Below are 21,842 nucleotides of genomic sequence, written 5' to 3'. Positions count from 1 at the left end.
TCTTTGATACACTAAAATAAAGGAGGAACAAATATGACTAAATATATTTTATCTAGCAGAGAATTTCGTGATGAATTTATCACACAAATTCATGAAATCAGTGATGAATATCAGTTTATCCACTATGATGAAGCAACTTCCATCGACTGGTCAAATGTTGCAATCACGATTGGCTGGAAAGAAGAATGGGCTGGAAAGTTACTGGCTAATGCTTCTCTTGAATGGGTCCAAGCCATTTCAGCCGGTGTGGATACGCTACCTCTAGCACAGTTTGCCCAAAAGAACATCTTACTTTCTAATGGTAGCGGCATTCATGCACAATCGATCACTGATCATTTAATTGCTTTATTATTCATGGAATCCAGAGGAATTTTTACCGCCATCAAAAAACAGGCTGAAAGACAATGGCAGCCCAATGGTATTCCTTATTCATTATTATCTGATAAAGAAATACTGATCGCAGGTACAGGTAAAATTGGGCAGGCTTTAGCAAAGGCCTTAAATTTTTTTGGCACCCAACCTGTCGGCATAAATACAACGGGGCATGCCGTTGATGGTTTCAAGGAAACTTATCCACTTGAAGAGTTGATTGAACAAAGTCAGAAAGCTGATTGTGTGATTAATATCTTACCATTGACACCTGAAACTACAAGAATCTATAATAGCCATTTTTTTAATAGTATGAAATCATCCGCTTCTTTTTATAATGTTGGGCGTGGACCTAGTGTAGATACTGTAGCGTTGACAGAAGCCCTCCGCCAAAAAGAAATCGCATTTGCGGCTCTTGATGTTTTTGAAGAAGAACCTTTACCCGCAAATGATCCGCTATGGACACTGGAAAATGTGTTGATCACCCCGCATATTTCCGGGTTGACCCCACATTTTCAAAAAGCATTCATGGCCATCTTTATGGATAACTTCCGCAATTTTATCCACGAGAAAAAATTGGTTCGAAATCAAGTCGATGTAACAAAAGGGTATTGATCATCAACCAGCGCTGCTTTTTTATTCCCAAAAATTATTTTTGATCTTTTTCTGTCTCCTTTAAAATGTAAAGGGGACGTTTTTTTGTTTCCAGAAAAATTTTTCCAATATATTTTCCAATAATACCTAGACAAAGCAATTGCAAACCGCCAACAAACAATACGATACAAACTAAAGAAGGCCAGCCTGAGGTAGGATCACCAAAAATAAAAGTACGAATAATTATGAATAGCAGTGCAATTCCAGAAGCTAGACAAGACAACGCGCCAACAAAAGAAGCAATATTTAATGGCGTATCAGAAAAATTGACGATGCCATCAATCGAGTACTTGAATAAGCTCCAGAATGACCAAGAAGTTTCTCCAGCTACTCTTTCACGATTTTCGTAGGCAATGTATTCTGTATCAAAACCTACCCAACTAAAGATTCCTTTGGAGAACCGATTGTATTCAGAAAGTTCTAAAACTGCATCCACCATATTCCGACGCATTAAACGGAAATCTCGTGCGCCATTGACCATATGTGCTTCACCAATTTTGTTGATCAATGCATAAAAGGCTTCTGAAAAGAAACTACGAACTTTAGGCTCCCCTTTGCGATCGGCTCTGCGCGTTCCAACACAGTCTAATTGTTTTGTGTTGAGCAAGTCAAACATCTGAGGCAAAAGGCTTGGAGGATCTTGTAAATCTGCATCCATTACGGTAACAAAATCCCCTTTTGCTGCTTTTAAGCCAGCATACAAGGCTGCTTCTTTTCCAAAATTACGTGAAAACGAAAGGTACCGCACACTTTCTGGATGCTCTTGATGCAGCTTGCGCATCACTGCGAGTGTTTGATCGGATGACCCATCATTGATAAACAAATATTCAAAAGGCATGCCTACCTGATCTTTTACTTTTTCAGTCTCTTCAAAAAAAAGTGGTAAGCTACTCTCTTCGTTAAAGCAAGGTACGATAATTGATAACATGGTTTCATCTCCTAACGAACAGGTCTATGATCAAAGCTAGCGATATGGAATCCACTAAACTTCAGTCATAGACTCATACTGTTACATTGTATCTTTATTTTAATTAATTGTTTTCAGTAAAACTATATTTAGGTTCATCTAGCTTTTCATCGTAGTCGACTTGTAGATCATACCCTTTGAAGAACCACTCGTCGGCCTCCTCAATAAAAAAAAGCATGTCTGAAACTGTCTTTTGAACGATAGGATTTTCAGGTTTATCTACTGACATTCCTACTGAAAAACCATCATGGATCTGAGTTTTCCCATAGATTTTACCAAAAAAGCGAACGCCGCTTCCTTGGTCGACTGACAGTTCTTTTTTGAACCAATCAATTGCGGCTTCTGTAATAGTTATATTCATCATTTTTCACTCCTAATCATTCATATGTTCATCAAGAATATCCACATCATCCGTGTTCCCAATCACGAGTAGATTATCATTCTCACGCACGATCGAATCAGCTGCGGGAGACACGATCACTTGTCCAGGTCCTCGACGAATAGCAACAACGGTCAATCCATATTTTTGACGAAAATTCAAATCAAGTAAGGACCTATTAAAGAAACGCGGATTTGAGACACGAATCTCCGCCAGCGAAAATTCATCTGAAAGCTCAATATAATCCAAGATATTTTTTGATACTAGATTGTGAGCGATACGAATCCCCATATCCCGTTCTGGGTGGACAACTCGATCAGCACCAAGCTTCTCAAGAACCCGAGCATGATATTCATTTTGCGCCTTTGCTAAAACGTTCGGTACCCCCATCTCTTTGACCATCAAAGTCACAAGAATACTTGCTTGGATATCTTCACCGATTGCTACGATCACATGGTCGAAATTACGAATTCCTAATGAGCGCAACGTCATTTCATCCTGTGCATTGCCCACCACCGCATGGGTAGCAATATTCATATACTCATTGACCCGATCCTCATTGCTGTCAATGGCTAATACTTCTTGTCCGGATTCTATCAATGTTCGACAAATACTGCCGCCGAACCTTCCAAGACCAATAATCGCGTAATTCTGCTTCACATTAAACGCTCCTTTACCTTACAAATCCTACTCTAGTATATCAAAAACCTCCTCAACTGACTATGAGGAGGTACCCTTATGATGAGATTCTTATTTTGTCAAGCCATGCTTAAAGGCATAAATGGTTGCTTGTGTTCGATCTTCCACTTCTAGTTTCGACAATATATTTGATACATGGGTTTTAACCGTTTTGAGTGTAATAAACAACTCATCCGCAATCTCCTGATTACTTTTCCCTTCAGCAATCAAAAGCAGCACTTCTTTTTCCCGATTTGTCAGATCATCATGTAAAATCGGCGTGCGATTTGTTAAACGATCCATCATTTTCGTTGTTACTTCCGGTTCCAACACCCGCTCGCCTCTTTGAGTCGCACGAATGGCATCCGCAATTTCATGTGCAGTGGATGTTTTTAACAAATAACCGGCAGCACCAGCTTCAATTGCAGGATATACTTTCTCGTCATCAATAAAACTAGTAACTATGATGATTTTTGCTTCCGGCCAATCTGCTAGAATGGCTTTGGTTGCCTCAATGCCATCCATTTCATCCATCACTAAATCCATCAAGATGACATCGGGACGTAAAGACAATGCCTTTTCGTAGCCGATTTTGCCATTTTCAGCTTCTCCAATCACCTCTATATCTTCTTGAATGGATAAGTAGGAAGAAACCCCCAAACGTACCATTTCGTGGTCATCTACTAACAAAACGTTGATCATTTTTATGCCTCCTTAAGCAGCGGGATTTTTATTTCAATACTTGTTCCTTGATTTTTAAAACTGATTATCTTTAATGTGCCGCCAACGGCACTGATTCGCTCACGGATATTCATCAGCCCATAACTGCCAGCTTTTTGATTGTCGACATCGAATCCTACACCATCGTCGATCACGCGCAACAGCACGTTGTGTTCAATATGATTCAAGTAGACTTCAAGTTCATCCGCTTTGGCATGACGCAGTGTATTCGATAGTAATTCTTGAATCACTCGAAATAATTGGTCTTCTATAGAGCTTGGCATAGTAAACTCTTCGATATCCCATTTCAAGGATATCTTGATTTTTGTTTCCAATTCTTTTAATAATTGCTCGATTCCTTGTTTGAGGCTTTTCCCTTCCAATGTGACCGGACGCAGGTGTAACAATAACGCTCGCATCTCAGACTGCGAAGCATTGATGATGTCCGTTACCATAGCCAATTGCTTCTTTTGCATTTCCGGGGCATCGTCCCGGATGGCTTGTTCGTTTAATGCGGACATCATCATCATTGCGGCAAATAATTGTTGTGAAACTGAATCATGCAATTCTCGGGCCAAACGATGTCGTTCGGCTTCAAGGATTTCTTCTTTTGTACTGCCATCCACTAGCTGCGGCCGAGCATTTAATTGTTGAAGCTCACTTGACATATCTTTCATTTTGACCTGTAATTTCCTGATGTCTCGATCGACATCTTCAATCAACCGATTTTCTTGCGCATGAGGGATAGGTGTGTCAAGTAGTGGACTATCAATATCTCCATTTGAAAGCAATCGCAGCTTCTCTTCGATTGGCCCGTATTGGCGGTTTCTGAAAAGAGAAATCAATAGAAAGACAGCCAGGCCCACCATCAGCGAAACAACTAATAAATGAAAAATGATCGGTATAAAGAATAGTTTGATCTGAAAGACTTCTAGCAGCCAATTCTTCTTTCCACTAGCATAAAGATACGAAAAAAGAATCAAGATCATCATCAAAAAACTAGTGACCGCACTATAAAAAGCGATCATTCCTCGAGAAAATTTAGCAATCATACCCGAATCACCTCGATATCCCCAATCAAAGTGTTCGTTAAAATTTTTAGTCGGCGGGTGTTTTCCTCATAATCCGGACTGTAGATCGTAACTTTCTCATTCTTCAGACCTGTTGACTCGCCTTCGAAAATCACTGTACCGATAAAGGTGCTATGTTCCATTTTGATAGCAACCCCAGCAGGGACTAAAATTCTCGTGCGACCGAATCCCTTACGGACGATTACGATATTTTCTTTTTTCGGCAACAATGTGTTTCCCAAGTCAATGATCGTATCTCCAGAAAAGATGTCGATATTGATATCATCCCATTCATACACTTGATTCCCGATCCGCTCATTGCCGATCCATTGTTGTTTCGTTTTATGAGGATGAAACTGCTTTGGTTCTTCTGTTTCTAAAATGATCATTTGTTTTTTGCGCCAAAATGTGTTTTTTGTAAAATCTACACCAGTGATTTCCACACCTTTCAATCCAATAAAAAGGATCGCAAAAATCAACATCAGCCACAAAGCCGGACTATTTAAAAGACTGATAAAGATGGCGATACCACCGGTAACCATCAAAAAATTATTAAAATTTGTTTTACGTTCTCTGCGAGAAACAAAGTAGATCGTCACAACACCTAAAATCAATAAAATCAATAACGGTGGATTCGATAAAATTTGCCAGACCGCAAATAGAAATAATAATGCTTCTACGACAAAGAAAAAACGCCAAGGGCTTTTCATGTAAGCTCCTCCTCCCAATGATTCTATTTTATCATAACGGATTCTTCGATGGCATACATCCGTCGCGAGTCCGAAAAAAGATCCTGATTGGTCCTTTTCTCTTTGAGAAAGTGATCATCAGGATCTTCTGCTTAGACTTTTACGAAAAAATCAGCTTTTTTTCACTTCTGTGATTTTCACCAGCATATCTCCGCCTGGTGTTGAAATTGTTACTTCATCATTGATTTTTTTACCAATCAATGCACGAGCGATCGGTGAATCGTTTGAGATTTTACCAGAAAATGGATCCGCTTCTGCACTCCCAACTATTGTATATTCTTCTTCATCTCCATCAGGTAATTCAATGAACGTGACGGTTTTTCCGATCGATACTTCATCATTGTCTACGCCTTCATTATCAATGATCTCAGCAAAACGGATCATATTTTCTAATGTGGTGATACGCCCTTCTACAAAGGCTTGTTCATCTTTTGCGGATTCGTATTCAGAGTTCTCAGAAAGATCTCCAAAGCTGCGGGCAACTTTGATTCTTTCAATGATTTCTCCACGTTTGACTGTCTTTAATTCTTCTAATTCCTGCTCTAATTTTTCTTTTCCTTCTAATGTCATTGGGTATACTTTTTCTACCATTTTAATTTCTCCTTTTAACTTCGTATCAACTGCAAAAGGTAATCTTTTGCGAATAGTCCACAAAAGATTACCATGGTTTTTTTTAAATGTAAACTAATATCCTAATAAAAATTAATTCGAAGTATTGTTTACATATTTTTCAACTAAACGCATATGTTCATCATAGGTTTCTGCAAAATAGACTTCTTGCGTATTGATGTCTGCCACAAAATAATAGTAATTATTTGGTGTTGGTTCCAACACTGCTTTGATAGATTGCTCACTTGGATTATTGAATGGTCCTGGACCATATCCTGTGTTGACATACAAATTGTATGGTGAGTCTACTTGAGTATCTTCGTAAGTTATCAACTCTTTATGCTCGCCTAACGCATAGAGAATAGAAATATCTGACTGCAATGGCATATCCACTGCCAGACGGTTAAAGAAGACTTGGGCAATGTTCTTACGGTCATCTTCTTTACTACCTTCTTTTTCGACAAGAGAAGCCAAGGTCAACACTTCTTGCACTGTCATTTCTTTTTCTGCGATCTGATCGTAATATTTAGACATAACAGTATTTGTTTTATCGATCATTTGGGTCACAACTTCTTCTAAAGTGTTTCCTTTATAATAGTCATAAGTTGCCGGGAAGAGATATCCTTCTAACTTGTAGCGAACGCCTTCTGCTTTTGCCGCGCTATCCAACAACTCTGGATATGCTTCATGCATTTTATTAAAGAAGGTGTCATCTTTCATTAAAGCTAAGAAATCATCTTTCGAGATACTTGTTGCTTTGGCAAGCGCATCTCCGATTTGGTCTATATCATACCCTTCAGGAATCGTCACTTTCGCATCTGATGTCACTGACCCTTCTCCTTGCTGTAACTGGGCACTAATTTCATCCAGAGTCATACTTGGAGAAAACTGATAATTACCAGCTTGGAAACCAGTCAGATTATTAAATTTCGTATAATAATTAAAGATCATACCACTTTTGATGATCTTATCTTTTTCTAAAATCTCGCCAATCATTTTATTTGATGATCCGCTTGGAATCTCAACAGCAACTTTTTCTGTTTTTTCTGGATCTAACGGCTGCAATCCTGAAGTGACATATCGATAGACTGAAAAACCAAGGACGCCGCCAATAACGATTAATGCGATTACAACAATTGTGACGATGCGATTGACGATACGGTCTTCTCTTTTCCGCTGTAACTTACGAACGGTATCTGACTTTTCATCTAAACCAGCTTCTTCCTTTTTAGGAGCTGAACGCTTCGCTTTTTGAGCGTTTTTTTGAACAGTTTTATTTTTGATTTGGCCCTTTTGGATACTGCTCTGCTTTTTTGTACTGCGGGTCGCAGAGCGACTTTCTATAGGTTCCTCAACAGATGATCGCTTTTGTTCAGACGATTCGTTGGTTTGAGGTTTTTTCAAAGCACCTAAAACTACGTCTTTGAAGGACTTCTCTTCTGGATGTTGTTTACTCAAAACAACTCCTCCTAACTTTCGTAATACTGACTTGTACCATTATACACGAAAGTTAGGAGGAGTGGAATAAAATAAATATTTTTCGTACTCTAGTTTAACATTATTGTAAGTTGTATTGATGAAAATCTCACCGATTTTAAGCTACTGTTTTTCAAAAACATAGTAGCTCTTATCGAATGCGTCTACTTTGTGATAATCTTGTTTGATTTTTTCAATTAAAATCTTATTTAGTTTTCTATCGTTTGGATGCTCCTCTAAGAATGAATTTTTTGAAATAACAATAAACTTTGGAGGATTTTTTTGTAAAGAATTTGTAAATTGATTTTTTAACTTTGGAAATTCTTCATAATTCAGCGAAGGAAGCACAAAAAATTTGGAATTAGAGAATCTATTAGATTGTAAGTATATATTTGCATCAATTGCATGAACATAAATTTGTTCATCCTCGTTCGAATGATTTTTTATATATCTGGCAATATCTAATTGTTCCGATTGATATGAAGGCGTTTCTTTTCTATTAACATTATTAATACGTTCACCTACGGTTGGCAAGAATATAGGTAGCATGGAAAAAAGAAATACAAACATAACTATAAGATTTTTCTTCCTACTAAATTTTTTTGAGTAAAATCCCATTGCGATGCACTGTAAAACAATCAGAAAAGGAATTTCCGTGATTCCGTAATGACGATAATTTCTACCAGAGACAACAATTGTAAATAGATTTAAAATCAGTGCTATTAGGATTAAAACAATAACAGACCGCTTCTCCACCTCTATTTCTCTATATTTAATAACAATTTTTGAAAACAAAACTGTAAACCAAATAGGCAGACCATATACTGAAAATAAACCGAAGAAGAATATAAACGCTGCCACTCGTTCTTTTAGAGATGTTGAAGAGTACTGCATGTTCAATGTGAATGTTTGAAAAATCATTTCCTCAACTGAATTTGTCATTATAGAGAATACAATAATGAGCAAAACAATAGACATTCCACCAAGAAAAATGTAAAAAGCTTTTCTAAAAAGAGAAACAAAACTTTTTTTTATAATTTCTCTTACGGCTATTCCTATGCAAAAGACTACCCAAAGAGAAATCATGTTTAGACGTATAAAAAATACTAAACCACCCATTAGACCTAAAAGAAAGTAATGGTAACTTTTTAATGAATCACCGATTATCTCTTTCAGAAAGTAGTACATTGAGATAGAGATAAAAGTTAATGCATATTCTTCAGAAAGATTTCCACCTTCGTATAATTCAGAAAATAATCCAGAAGAAATCAATATTACAACTCCACATATCAAATGATTTCTTGAAACAAGATAACTTGTTTTGTAAAGAAAAATTAAAGCAATTAATAAAAAAACTGCCTCCACTAAAAATATTCCCAAAAATATATTGCCCAATCCAACAATATTAGCTATATATTGAATAAAAAATAATACTATCCCTTTATGATCAAACATATCTTTATAAGGTATCAATCCTTCCGATATTCCTTTTCCGAAATAAAGAAACATGGAAGAATCATGAGCGTCTATCCTATTTGAAAAAACATTTGAATTCAAAGTTAGTAAAATTAAAACAAATGAAAGAAGTACTAGCATAAAGGAGAATATCTTTTCCGTATTGAGAGATTTCGAACTATTGGACCTTGTCACTTTCATTGAGATTTACTCCATTCCACAACTATTTAACATTTATCAATATTGTATTTCTTCTTTTAAATACTCAGCTATTCCTTCATCTAAACTATAATTAGGTGAAAACCCAATTTTCTTAAGTTTTGATATATCTGCAACCGAATCCTTAATATCACCTTTTCTAGACTCTTCAAACTGAATTGTAGGCTTGATATTCATTTCGGATTCATATATACCAAGTACATCGTTAATCGAACTAGGAGCGCCAGTCCCTACATTAAACACTTCTCCTAGTGCTTCTTCTTTTTCTGATACCAATTTTAGAGCTTGCAAAACATCCTCAACATAGACAAAGTCTCTAGTTTGACTCCCATCTCCAAAAATTGTAAACACATCTTTTTCATTATTTCTTATTTTTTTGAAATGATTCGTTATAATAGACAACACTCCTGAGTATGGAGAAGAAGGATTTTGATTTGGACCATAAACATTAAAAAATCGTACAGCACTTGTCGGTAACCCATACAGCGTATTATAAAGTAATACATATTGTTCCGACGAGTATTTGTCAATTGCATACGGAGACAACGGCTTTATTCTCGAAATCTCTGATTTAGGTAAGACTTGATCGTCTCCATAAACAGCCGCAGAAGAAGCAAAAACAAACCTTTTTAGATTTTTCTGGGTCTCTTTTGCTAATTCCAGTAAGTCAAGTGTAGCCTCCATATTAACTTGGTGTGTTTCAAATGGTCTCTCTATCGAATCGGCAACACTTGCAACTGCAGCTAGATGGAAAATATAAGAGAAACTATTATTTTTAAATATTTCTCTAACCAATTCTATATCCCTTATATCTGCCTTGAAAAATGTCAATCTTTTGTTATCAATAAGATTATTAACATTTCCCATAGAAAGATCATCAACCACGATAACCTCATTACCTTCTTCAATTAATCTGTTTACTAATGTAGATCCGATAAAACCAGCGCCACCAGATACAAAGTACTTCATAAAATCTTTCTCCTTCGAAACAATTTTTTATATAGAATTTTCTTTTACAATTCACTGTTTAGCTATTTATTTTTTCATAAAACATATTCACTGCTTCTATATTATACTTAATTGCATCAAACTCTTTAAAATTTTGCTTATGACTATATGACTCAAACAGCATGCCCTCTATACCATCAATATCGTTAGAATCTGATAGAATTCCATATTTTCCATCTGAAAGAACGTACTTGCTTGCAGGTATATTAGTTGAACAAACTGGTATTCCCAGAGATAGTGCTTCAAGTAGAACCATGGGTTGTCCTTCATATGCTGATGTTAAAGTAAAAAGTTGACATTGCTTTAAAATTGTAAATGGGTCAGATACATGTCCTAATAAAAATACAGAATCTTCTAAGTTATTTTCTTTAACAATAGATAGCAGTTCTTCTCTTAAGATACCATCACCTAATATATACAGTTTACTATTCGGGATAGTCTTTTTAAAATTTTGAAAAGCATAAATCAATTTGTCTTGTTGTTTCTCCACGGATAGTCTTCCGATTGTTATAATGTTAAAATCCTGATTTTTAGGCATAGGAACAAAGTTCCCCATTAGATCATACTTACCAAATTCTTTTATGACTTCAACATCTTTTGTTTCATAAAAGTTTTCCCCATCAGAAAAGAAAGTTCCTTTGGTGGATTCAATAACAGAATGAACTATTACTGTATTAGAACTGTTATTAACAATAGGGTTACTAAAAAAACAATCTGTGTACTTTATTGTACCTTGTTCTATAGAGATTTCAATACTTACTTTTTTCTCCGACACGATACAATCATCGATGAGATCAATTAGGAAGTTCTTATTTAACCAACCAATTTTTTTATTTCCATCATATATCAAATAATACACTCCGTAATGATTTTTAATAATTTTGGTAAATTTAAGAACTTTATTTTTTACATTAGAAAAGTCAAAATCATCCTCATTATTAGCAGCTTTTTCGAAGGCATCGTTACTAGCTATATCTCTTACCTTCACGTATCCCTCTTCATTAAGAGTCAGCAATGGAAATTGTTTTGGGTTTTTTAATCTATGAAAATTAGAATAAATATTTTTGATTTTTCTGATTCTACTAAATTTAATTGTTTCATTTATTACATTGCTATAAACCCAACCATCTATTTCATTATTAATAGTAATGTGGAAATACATATCTCCATTACTTAAAATTGCTTTTTCAACAATTTTAACATACATATATTTATAAAAATCAGTCGTTCCATATCTTTTACTAGAATCACTCGTAGGTAAATCTATCCAAAATACTTTGTTTTTCACATTTTTTATATATCCATATGACTTATACGGCTCTTTTGATACTATAGTAGGATAATTTTTTACAAACTTTTCTGCTTCAACCCACCCCACATAAATATCATCCATTAGAATTTTATATAATTCGTTATTTTTATACTTTGCATATGCGATTGCTTTTATTTTCATATCTTTTTTATATGGGATTCTTTTACTGAATTCTTGTTTGTACGTTTCCCATACAATAACATCTTGCTTGTCAATTAAATCAATTTCAAAATTTACTTTTCTTATGTTGACATTTCTTTTTTCAGTAGATATAACATCATCACCATATAGCTTATCTAAATCTAGTGAATTCAAAACAAAACTAATTTTTTCTTCAGGAATGAAGTTGATCAAAGAATTTTTGTTTACATCTGCCATTACAGGTGAAACTGCAAGTAACATGTCAAAACGATTGTACACGCTAAATAGTTGTCCTAAGCTCTTATAATGAACTTGTTTTCCATTCACTATTTTTTGTCTGTCAGCATTCATGTCACTATGCATATAGCAAATTTTCTTTTTTGAGTTTGAAGAAAGAATATATTTCGTCCAATAAAAACTATATCCTGAGAAATCTATAGCAACATCAAACTCGTTGTTAGAAAAAATTCGATTTGCCTCTCTTTCAAATCCTTTCCAAGGGAATAACTCGCTGTTTATATTATCTACATTTTTCTTTGATGTAATGTTTCTAAGTGTTTTGTTTTCTTCTGGAGTAAGAATAGCATAGCCTGGTTTGAAAATAAGGTGACATTCTTTTGGAATTTTATCAACATTTGCCAGCTTTTCTCTAGTATTTGGATTACCCATAAAACACGTCACATCATATTTTTGATAATCAATATTTTTCAATAGATTTAGTAAACTAGAGGTGATACCATTATTTTGCATACCTCCTGTATAAATCAAAATTTTTTCTTTGTTATTTAACATCTTTTTGACACTTCCAACGGAACTCCTATTGTTTTTAAAAATATAATTTATCACTCGCTCCGTCGAAAAACCATCTTCATAACTAACAAACTTCTTCTTTGCAACAGTATATTTTTCTCTGTACTCGTCTTTTATCTGATCAATCTTATTTATTGAATCAATTACATCGCTCATCGTGCTTACAATTGGACCAGGCAATTCATTTTCATCAAAATACATTCCTCGAGTGGATTCATATATATCACTATCCCAAGAATAAAAAATTATTGGCTTATTCGTTACCAAAAAATCAAAATAAATACTTGAATAGTCTGTCAACAATATATCTGTGACTAACAATACATAATTAGGGTCGAAATCATCTGGAACCAAATATCTATTCAATTCCTCAACTTCTTTTGCCTTATTAAATATATACGGGTGAACCTTTACTAAAACGTTATACTTTTCACCCACCTGACTTCTCAAAAAAGATGTTTCTGCCAAAATTTGTTGTAGAGAATCGGAGGGATTTAATGTAGATGTTCCTTTCCAGGTCGGACAATAGAGGATCAGTTCTTTACTTCCATCTATGTCAATTCCTCTATCTATCAATTGTTTTAAAACAGAATTATCCTTACGTTGTAGCACGTCATTTCTTGGATAACCAAATTCTAAAATTTCGCCCGAGAAGATTCCATCTAGTCGGAAACTATTTTTTAAAACCTCGGATGTATGTGCGTTTGGACTGATAATATATTTGCTAAACAAAAAATTCCTAACTACATTTTGTGATCCAGCTGGATTCGCATTTTCAATATCATAACCCATTTTCTTAAGAGGCGTTCCGTGCCAAGTATTAATAACTATTTGCTCTTTTTTAGGAACAAAAAAAGACTGAAAAGTTGAATTAGTAACAAGATACTTGCTTTTAGATAGATAAGATACATATTGTTGAGTATTTCTTTCTACAAAAAAAACGTTTGACATTTCAGAATATCTTTCCACCAAATCATCCCATCCAATTTCTGATGGTACATAACTCCAGATATGTTGATAATCTTTAAAAGAAGGATCGTTTAACAAATAATCAAACATTGCCTTTGGAGAATCAATCATATTTTTACCATCTCTTGATTCATAAAATATCATTGATGTATCAACTTCATTTTTCTCGTATTCTTCAGAAAACCATAAAGATAGTTGTTCAGAGATTTTTATTTTAGTCTTCTTAAGTTGTTTTATTATCATAAAAAACACCTTTCTATTTGATACTAGTAAAAGTTAAATAACTTTTTCTTTACCCATAAATTTTCAGTTTAACATTGTTCAAGTCTCTATTTCTCTATAAAAACTTTTTAGTGCGGCACTATTGTATTCTTCAGGACTAAATCTCATAGTATCATTCAATTTGCATATTCTATTCAGTATAGCTTGTGCAATATCCTCTGCGGAAAATCCTTCAATGTAGGTCGTAGAATACTCTCCCAAAACTGAAACATTTGCAGGGATATTTGTAGCTAGAACAGGAAGTTTTAACGTTAACGCCTCTAATAAGACCATAGGTTGCCCTTCATAGATTGAAGGAAAAACAAACAAATCACATTGTTTCATAATCGAAAAAGGATCTTCTTGATGTCCTAACAGAAAGACATGTTCTTCAAGCTCAAGTTTTTTGATTAGCTGCTTCATCTCAAGTTTTAAAGGACCTTCTCCTAAAATATACAAACGTACATTTTTTTGATCTTCAATAATTTGCTTGATAGCCTTGATTAAATTGATTTGATTTTTTTCTGGTGATAATCTGCCCATATTAACTAAATTGATAGAGTCAGATGAGATGGTAGGACCGCTTATCCGCTTCTGATTCTTGGCTCTTTCATCAATTAAGTTACTTTGAATTTCCATTGAGTTGACTCTTGCTTCCTCAATGTTTTTTGCTTCAATCCATATTTTATTTCCTTCTGCTGAATTAGTGCAATAGTAATCCTTCTGATTAATTGTTGCTTTTTTTGTAAATAAAGCTACATCGTCTTTTTCAAACATAATGGCTACTTGTTCGCTTCCAGCAATTGGCACTGGTTCAGTCCATCCAATTGTTGTTTTATATTTGAATTGACCTTGAATAAATATAGACTGAAACTTATCTAACACAATTGTTTTTTCTTTGACATTTTTATTCAAAAAATAATTTTTTAAAGCCTTTAGATGAAACGTTTGATGAAAATTTGAAAGACAATTTTTGTTAATCCAGCCGATTTCTCCATTGCTATTTTCAATGTAGCAGTAGCTGGTGTCATTAATTTTCTGCTCTTTACTAATATAAGCATACGTATTATTTAAATATTTAAGTGGTGAGCGAATACTATTCAAATCACTCATTGAATAATAAATCATTTCATCATTGCTGCAGTTAATTGTAGCAATCATTGAGCGGTTTTCTATTATTGTTTCTTCCTTTTGGATACCTTTGTTAGAAGCCTGAATAAATCTTTTTTCAATCCAACCTGTATAAATGCCATTAACTGTAATTTTTGCATACTCTTTCATATTATAAAAAGTTGATGCAAGTACATAAATTTCGTCATCTTCTGTAATTGTTTTGGAAAAATATACTCCTTTTTCCAGCAGTGATAGGCTTGTATATACTTGATAGGTTTTAGCGGCAATGATGTTTCCTGTAAATCTAAAATTAGATATTTCTTGATTATTGGCGTTTGGATTACTACTATCTACAGATCCACTTGTCATGATCTTAGATATATCAATCGTATTTGTCGTGTAACCAATTTGTCCATCCGTAATAAATTCTTTTAAATTCTTTCTGTTAATTTCCATGGTCTCTTTTGAAACACTAAGAATACGATCGAACAAGTAATAAATGGAAAAGACTGCAGGTAGATTTTTTTTATGCGGAGCCTTTCCATTAATGATTTTTTTTGAATCACTTAATAAATCATTATGTTGAAAAATAATTCTCTTATTACTGTTCATGAATGCAATCAATTTTGCCCAGAAAAAGCTATACCCACTAAAATCAATTGCAACATCAAACGCAATATTTCCTACAATCCTCGCAGCCTCTCTTTTATAAGCTTTCTCTGGTAGCAAGAAGCGCCACCCTTTCTTCAATGAAAAGAGCTGAATAAAATAATCTCTGATTAATTCATTTCTAGTAAAAAGTGAATTTCCTGGACGAAATAGCATTCGAACATTTTTATTGATCTTATTTAAGTTTTTTATTTCTTCACTGGAAACAGGTTTATTCAGAATAATAGAAATATCATACTTGCTATAATCTATATTGTTACTTAGATTAATAAAACTTGTTGTGATTCCATTATTTTTCATGCCACCAGGATAAATAATAAGTTTTTTCAGATCATTTCTAAGAAGTATCTCCTTAATTTTTTCTGATTTCCTTTTTTTGAAAATCCTTTCAACATAACGCTTAGTTACATTACCATCTTGGTAATTGCAAATTTTCTCTTTCATTAAACGATAATTTTGTCTATATTGATCCACAAAAATATCTTTTTTTTCTATCAGGTCAATAAGCTCATCGACTGTCTCAGCAACAGGTCCGGGTAATACACTTTCTGGGAGATACATTCCTCTATCCGCTTCATACAAATCTCTGTCCCAAACATAAAAAATAATAGGTTTGTCTGTAACCAAAAAATCAAAAAAGATGCTAGAGTAGTCAGTGATCAATAAATCAACAATTGATAATACCTCATTTGGATCCAAACTATCTGGAATCAAAATATGTTTGATTCGCTCATTTCTGCTTAATGTCTTGTAAATATAAGGATGTACCTTGACCAATACATTATATTTTCCCTTAAAATAGTCTTTTAAAAGATAGGTTTCTCTTATAATTTGTTCTTCATCATTTGAGGGATTTAATATAGATGATCCTTTCCATGTTGGCGTATATAAAATAGTTGGCAAATTATCATCAAAAACGAGGTTTAACTCACCTAATTCTTCTTTGATGACTTCTCGTTGAATAGAATTAGTGCAATCTATTCGAGGGTAGCCTCCTTCTAAAATCACTCCAGGAAAAATTCCGTCTAATCGATAGCTTTTTGAAAAAATTTCAGTTGTGTGAGCATTCGGCGATAGAATATAATCAGCCATTAAAAAATTTCGTACAACATTTTGCGAATGAGCAGGATTTCCTGGGATATCAAATCCCATATATTTTAAAGGTGTCCCATGCCAAGTATTTATGTAAATTTGCTCTTTTTTCTTAACAAAGAAAGATTGAAAAGTAGCATTGTTCACTAAATATTCTGCAGACGCAAGCCATTTCAAATATTCTTTTGAGTTTCTCACTACAAAATCAACATTCTTATAAGAAGCTTTTATTTTATTAACAGTAGGATAATCTAAATCATTGATTACCCACACATGGTGATAATGAGCGAAGTCGGGATCATTCACTAAATACTTAAAAATTGCAAAAGGAGAGTCTACAATTGATTGACCATCCCTGACTTCATATAGTATCGTATTTTTCTTTATATCGATTGTACTTAATTTTGCATAAAACGACGCTATACTACCATTTTTTGAAACAAAACTGTTTAATACTTTGTTAATCAGCAACTTAATATTCCCTACTGCACTCATATAGTATCCCCTTAATTACTTGCCTTGATCAATTCTGCCACTTTTAGAGAAGCTTCTCCATTTTCCCAAGAGCAAAATTTATTATAAAATTCTAGATATTTTTTATCATTGAGATTTTTTTTACTGGTTTCTGTATAAAAGTTTTTTATCGCATTATAGAATGCTGTTTCATCTTTACAAATTGGTCCAGGTAAACTATCATAATCAAAATAAAATCCACGAACCTCATTCTCATAATGAACCAAATCATAAGCATAAAATATCATTGGTTTCTTTAATATCGCAAAGTCAAACATAACTGATGAATAATCTGTTATTAAGCAATCAGCAATCAGAAACAAATCATTTATATCCTCATCAACACAGACCCTAACTTGATTTTCATACCCATCTATATCTATTGAATCTTTTACTAAATAATGCGGTCTGATAATTAGCAAATCTTCTTTATCAAGAAGTTGTATCATTTTTTCTAATTTGAAAGGCATGTTAAACTTGTAATTCCCCTTGGAAATAAAATAATCATCTCGCCAAGTTGGTGCATATAGAAAAACGTTGCCTCGTTTTTCTCCTAGGAGCTCTTTTTTCAGTTGGTTGACTATAAACTCATTATTTGCTTGTACTAAACGATCGTTCCTAGGATATCCGATATCTAAAAAATTATTTTCGAAAGCAAATGCATGTTTAAATATCTCTTTTGAGTATTCATTAGGTGCGACTAAATAATCCCAACGCTTACTTTCTTTGATAAAGCTATCTTGATAGGATTTAGTATTTGTACCAGGCATGACAACATTTTTGATATCTAATCCTAATTTTTTCAAAGGGGTCCCATGCCATGTTTGAAAATAGACTGTTTGCTTATTTTTTTTAAACCAGTTTGACATTCGTGCATTAAAAATCCAAAAACCCGCCCTTGAAGCTACCCATAACCATTTCATTGAATAGCGAGAAAGAAAATTCATTTCTGGATACATAGCTTTTGCTTCTAATAGATTTGCTTTTTTTATTCCCCAATAAAGATTCCAGTTTGCAAACTCTTCGTCTTGAACCATAGCATTATAAATCGCTAAAGGATTATCTGAAGGGATATTCCCGTTAAAACTTTCAAATAAAACTATTTTTTTATTTACTGGAAAGATTGCTGTGACTATATTGAATAACGTTCGATAAATAAAACTAATAATTTGTTTTATCATTTCTATGCACCATCTTCCAATAAATACTTTTCGCCATAAATACTGGCAACTGTAGAATTCTTCCAATCCTCTTTGGATTGCTCAAAGAACGGTACAACCATTCTAAATGACAATTAATAAAAAAAGCAGGAGCTCTTTTTACGTGACCGCTTAAAACATCAAAACTCCCCCCAACATCTTGAAAAACTGATGCCTCAAGCGCATTTGTATTTTTAGCCAACCATTTCTCTTGCCGAGGAAACCCCAACGCTACAAAAAGAAAATCAGGTTGAGCAGCATTTATTTGATCAACTAAGATTCCATCGTCCATCTTAGTATATCCGTCCACTGCGCCTGCAACAATCAGGTCTGGGTATCGCTGATTGATGTTCTTAACTGCATCAGAAAGGACTTCTGGCTTTGCTCCATAAAAAAAAGCACTTTTCTTATGAGTATTTGCGTAATCCAATAATTTCAACATTAAATCGTAACCAGTGACTCTTTCTTTGATTTTTCCACCAGTTAATTTCGAAACTAAGACTACGCCAATCCCGTCAGGTATGCGATGTGTACTATGATTGATAAATCGCACGATTTCAGGAAATTTATTGCTTTCAGTGATGATTTGCGGGTTTACACTTACAATAGTCATTTTACGACTACTATTGATATAATTTGGTAAATCATTGATTACATCCTCATAGGTAATTTGATCCACAAAAATTCCCATTATCTCTTCAGTTTTCATATTGTTCATCAATCCATTCAAATAAATAGTTCATTGCATTTCCAGAAACAAACGTATTCCACTTCGCATTAAAATCCACTAAGTCCTGTTTTTCGGAGGACATTATTTCTTCAAATAATCCAGCTGGCGTTTTCACGATTGAAGAATCCAGAGTATCTTTGAAGGCCTCTTGTATCCCCACAAGATCATCATATAATTCATAGTCATAACAAAAATAAATTATTTTTCCATTTGGATTCGCTAAAGAAAATTCAAATGGAACTGAGGAATAATCCGTGATCAGACAATCTGCAACAATAAGTAAATTTTTTAGGTCATGTTGCATTTCATCAATAAAATAAGATGGATATTTCTTAGCCAAGCTTTTTAATTTTTTATCATGGGGATGGGCATGGATATAGAATACCCATTCATCACCAATTTGTTCTTCAATTTGCTCGAAGTCCAGCGGAAGCTCATAGTCGTTTTCTCTATAGGTTGGAACATAGAGAGCAATTTTTTTATTAGTCCCTTTTGATAAAATATTCTTTTCTTTAAGAATGTTTTTTTCGTTCCGATTGAAATAATAATCCGTCATGGGATAACCGAATTTTAAAAAGATAGGATCGATATTGTAACTTTCAGCAAAAATTTCAGCCATTGTCGGAGAACTTACTACAAAATGCGTAAATGTATCATATACCTTTTGATAACGTTGTTGATCCTTAGCAGTTGCTTTCTTAGCATATTGGGCTTGCAAACCAAATTTTTTGATTGCCCCATTTGCATGCCATATTTGAACAACTTTTGTTTGTTCATCAAAAGACATCCCCCCTAGAAAGGCGAAATAATTATCACATATAATCATTTGCGACGCTTTAATAATCGGGATGATTCTAGTACACAAGATATAAAATGACTGCAGAGGATAGCAGTCGATTCTTTCTTGATTAAATCGTTTAATCGTTTCTTGCGCATTGCTGGTATAACAAATAACCAAACGATTACCGTATCTTTCAACTAAAGCATCCAAAACATAGGTACTTGTGGATGGAAAACTTAACAAAAAGACGATTTTATTGTTTTTAGGACGTCTCCTTAGTGAAAAAAGTTTAACTAAGGACAAGTAAACGATTTTTGAAAACGAAATTGCAATTTGTTTAATCATAAATAACCTCTATTTATTTACATTAGTTCTTATTTTACCTGATAATAAGCAAAAAGAAAATAAATGTAACAAAACCGTTATATTTCAATAAAAGTTACACCTTCCGGCATATGGTGATCTTTTGATAAATCCAAAAACTCGCACCTTCATTCCCCTAAGATTCCTTGCTTCCTTTTACCAAAAAAAGCCAGCTTCCTACCTAGAAGCTGGCTTTTAATATCCCCTATGGATAAATACGATTCAATAAGCGTGGGAATGGAATGGCTTCACGCACGTGTTCGATACCTGATAGCCATGTAACGGTCCGTTCAAGACCTAGACCAAAACCGGTATGTGGAACTGAGCCATACTTGCGAAGATCTAAATACCAAGAGTATTCATTTTCATCTAATCCGTGGTTACGGATTTGTTCTAGCAAGAATTCATAATCTGTGGCCCGTTCTGAGCCACCAATGATCTCCCCATAGCCTTCTGGTGCAATCATATCTGCACAGATCACGACATCATCTCTTGTTGGATGTGGTTTCATATAGAAAGGTTTGATGGCTTTTGGATAGTTAAGAATAAAGACTGGTTGATCAAATGAGTTTGCAATAAATGTTTCGTGTGGCGAACCAAAATCGTCTCCCCATTGAATGTCCTCAAAGCCATTTTTTTGCAATAGTTCTACGGCATCATCATAAGAAATACGAGGGAATGGTAATTTCGTATACTTTTCAAGAATGGCACGATCTCTGCCTAAAACATCTAATGCATAATCACAGTTGTCCAAAACGCTTTGTACAAGGAAAGCAACGTATTGTTCTTGTACTTCCAAGCTTTCTTCTTGATGCATGAAAGCCATTTCCGGTTCGATCATCCAGAATTCGATTAGATGACGACGCGTTTTAGACTTTTCTGCACGGAAAGTCGGTCCGAATGAAAAGACTTTACCAAATGCCATCGCTGCAGCTTCCATATATAATTGACCAGATTGAGATAGATATGCTTTTTGATCAAAATAGTTGGTTTCAAAAAGATCCGTTGTTCCTTCCGGTGCAGACCCTGTCAAAATTGGTGGATCAATTTTGATAAAGCCATTATTATTGAAAAATTCATAGGTAGCACGAATCACTTCGTTACGGATCTGCATGATGGCATGTTGTTTTGAAGAACGTAGCCATAAATGGCGATGATCCATCAAGAAGTCGGTGCCGTGCTCTTTCGGTGTGATTGGGTATTCATGGCTTTCGCCCACTACTTCAATGCCGCTGATGCCGATTTCGTAGCCAAATTTCGAACGGCTATCTTCACGAATCTCACCAGTTACTAGAACTGCCGTTTCTTGATTTAAATTTTTGGCAAGCTGAAAGACTTCTTCGCCCACTTCGGTTTTTACCACGATACCTTGAAAATATGCGGTACCGTCACGTAATTGCAGAAAGGCAATTTTTCCACTTGATCGTTTGTTTGCGACCCAAGCACCAATCTGTACTGTTTCGCCAACATGTTTTTTTGCATCTAAAATTTGAATAGATTCCACACGTTTCTCTCCAATCTGATAATAAGGGTTCC

The 21,842-nt window shown here is 34.3% G+C and carries 17 protein-coding genes; 1 reads left to right on the top strand and 16 read right to left on the bottom strand.

The window, feature by feature from the left end; all coding sequences use genetic code 11:
• The first annotated feature begins 33 nt into the window (after positions 1-33).
• On the top strand, positions 34-984 hold the full coding sequence (locus DVW06_RS08805) for a phosphoglycerate dehydrogenase (protein ID WP_003126942.1): 951 nt from the start codon (positions 34-36) through the stop codon (positions 982-984).
• A gap of 34 nt (positions 985-1,018) precedes the next feature.
• Here the strand turns inward: DVW06_RS08805 and DVW06_RS08800 are convergent, their stop codons facing one another.
• The 16 genes from DVW06_RS08800 to asnS form a co-directional block, all read right to left on the bottom strand.
• Positions 1,019-1,951, bottom strand: a complete 933-nt coding sequence (locus tag DVW06_RS08800) for a glycosyltransferase family 2 protein (protein ID WP_003126941.1) — start codon at positions 1,949-1,951, stop codon at positions 1,019-1,021.
• A gap of 103 nt (positions 1,952-2,054) precedes the next feature.
• Positions 2,055-2,351 carry a HesB/YadR/YfhF family protein gene (locus DVW06_RS08795; protein ID WP_034704656.1) on the bottom strand — a complete coding sequence of 99 codons (297 nt, stop codon included), beginning with the start codon at positions 2,349-2,351 and terminating at the stop codon, positions 2,055-2,057.
• Positions 2,352-2,363: 12 nt separating this feature from the next.
• Complete coding sequence (locus DVW06_RS08790) at positions 2,364-3,029, bottom strand: potassium channel family protein (RefSeq protein ID WP_003126939.1); 666 nt, start codon at positions 3,027-3,029, stop codon at positions 2,364-2,366.
• Between the two features lie 90 nt (positions 3,030-3,119).
• Entirely contained in the window at positions 3,120-3,749 is a 630-nt protein-coding gene (locus DVW06_RS08785) for a response regulator transcription factor (RefSeq protein WP_003126938.1), read from the bottom strand.
• 2 nt (positions 3,750-3,751) lie between these two features.
• Positions 3,752-4,819: a sensor histidine kinase gene (locus DVW06_RS08780; RefSeq protein ID WP_003126937.1), complete on the bottom strand. Its 1,068-nt coding sequence runs from the start codon at positions 4,817-4,819 to the stop codon at positions 3,752-3,754.
• Positions 4,816-5,547: a cell wall-active antibiotics response protein LiaF gene (liaF, locus tag DVW06_RS08775; protein ID WP_005472252.1), complete on the bottom strand. Its 732-nt coding sequence runs from the start codon at positions 5,545-5,547 to the stop codon at positions 4,816-4,818. The genes DVW06_RS08780 and liaF overlap by 4 nt, the downstream gene beginning before the upstream one ends.
• 150 nt (positions 5,548-5,697) lie before the next feature.
• A complete protein-coding gene (greA, locus tag DVW06_RS08770; RefSeq protein ID WP_003126935.1) occupies positions 5,698-6,177 on the bottom strand; it encodes a transcription elongation factor GreA in 480 nt (159 codons plus the stop codon).
• A 111-nt stretch (positions 6,178-6,288) separates the two neighbouring features.
• Positions 6,289-7,653: an endolytic transglycosylase MltG gene (mltG, locus tag DVW06_RS08765; protein ID WP_137264565.1), complete on the bottom strand. Its 1,365-nt coding sequence runs from the start codon at positions 7,651-7,653 to the stop codon at positions 6,289-6,291.
• Positions 7,654-7,794: 141 nt separating this feature from the next.
• On the bottom strand, positions 7,795-9,228 hold the full coding sequence (locus tag DVW06_RS08760) for a prepilin-type cleavage/methylation protein (protein WP_238696174.1): 1,434 nt from the start codon (positions 9,226-9,228) through the stop codon (positions 7,795-7,797).
• Positions 9,229-9,363: 135 nt separating this feature from the next.
• Positions 9,364-10,314: a GDP-mannose 4,6-dehydratase gene (locus tag DVW06_RS08755; RefSeq protein WP_137264564.1), complete on the bottom strand. Its 951-nt coding sequence runs from the start codon at positions 10,312-10,314 to the stop codon at positions 9,364-9,366.
• A gap of 58 nt (positions 10,315-10,372) precedes the next feature.
• Positions 10,373-13,828 carry a CDP-glycerol glycerophosphotransferase family protein gene (locus tag DVW06_RS08750; protein ID WP_082031001.1) on the bottom strand — a complete coding sequence of 1,152 codons (3,456 nt, stop codon included), beginning with the start codon at positions 13,826-13,828 and terminating at the stop codon, positions 10,373-10,375.
• Positions 13,829-13,906: 78 nt separating this feature from the next.
• Positions 13,907-17,215 carry a CDP-glycerol glycerophosphotransferase family protein gene (locus DVW06_RS08745; protein ID WP_137264563.1) on the bottom strand — a complete coding sequence of 1,103 codons (3,309 nt, stop codon included), beginning with the start codon at positions 17,213-17,215 and terminating at the stop codon, positions 13,907-13,909.
• 11 nt (positions 17,216-17,226) lie between these two features.
• Positions 17,227-18,414: a CDP-glycerol glycerophosphotransferase family protein gene (locus DVW06_RS08740; protein ID WP_003126929.1), complete on the bottom strand. Its 1,188-nt coding sequence runs from the start codon at positions 18,412-18,414 to the stop codon at positions 17,227-17,229.
• Positions 18,395-19,141, bottom strand: a complete 747-nt coding sequence (locus DVW06_RS08735; protein ID WP_005472236.1) for a WecB/TagA/CpsF family glycosyltransferase — start codon at positions 19,139-19,141, stop codon at positions 18,395-18,397. The genes DVW06_RS08740 and DVW06_RS08735 overlap by 20 nt, the downstream gene beginning before the upstream one ends.
• On the bottom strand, positions 19,131-20,288 hold the full coding sequence (locus DVW06_RS08730) for a CDP-glycerol--poly(glycerophosphate) glycerophosphotransferase (protein ID WP_041119054.1): 1,158 nt from the start codon (positions 20,286-20,288) through the stop codon (positions 19,131-19,133). Before DVW06_RS08730 ends, DVW06_RS08735 begins: the two co-directional genes overlap by 11 nt.
• 223 nt (positions 20,289-20,511) lie before the next feature.
• Complete coding sequence (asnS, locus tag DVW06_RS08725) at positions 20,512-21,810, bottom strand: asparagine--tRNA ligase (RefSeq protein WP_005472233.1); 1,299 nt, start codon at positions 21,808-21,810, stop codon at positions 20,512-20,514.
• Between the last annotated feature and the right edge of the window lie 32 nt (positions 21,811-21,842).

The sequence above is a fragment of the Enterococcus sp. ARL09-542 genome (assembly GCF_005234805.1).
Lineage (GTDB): Bacteria > Bacillota > Bacilli > Lactobacillales > Enterococcaceae > Enterococcus_D > Enterococcus_D gallinarum.
Note: the sequence above shows the minus strand (reverse complement) of the source record. Positions and strands in the feature narration are given on the sequence as shown.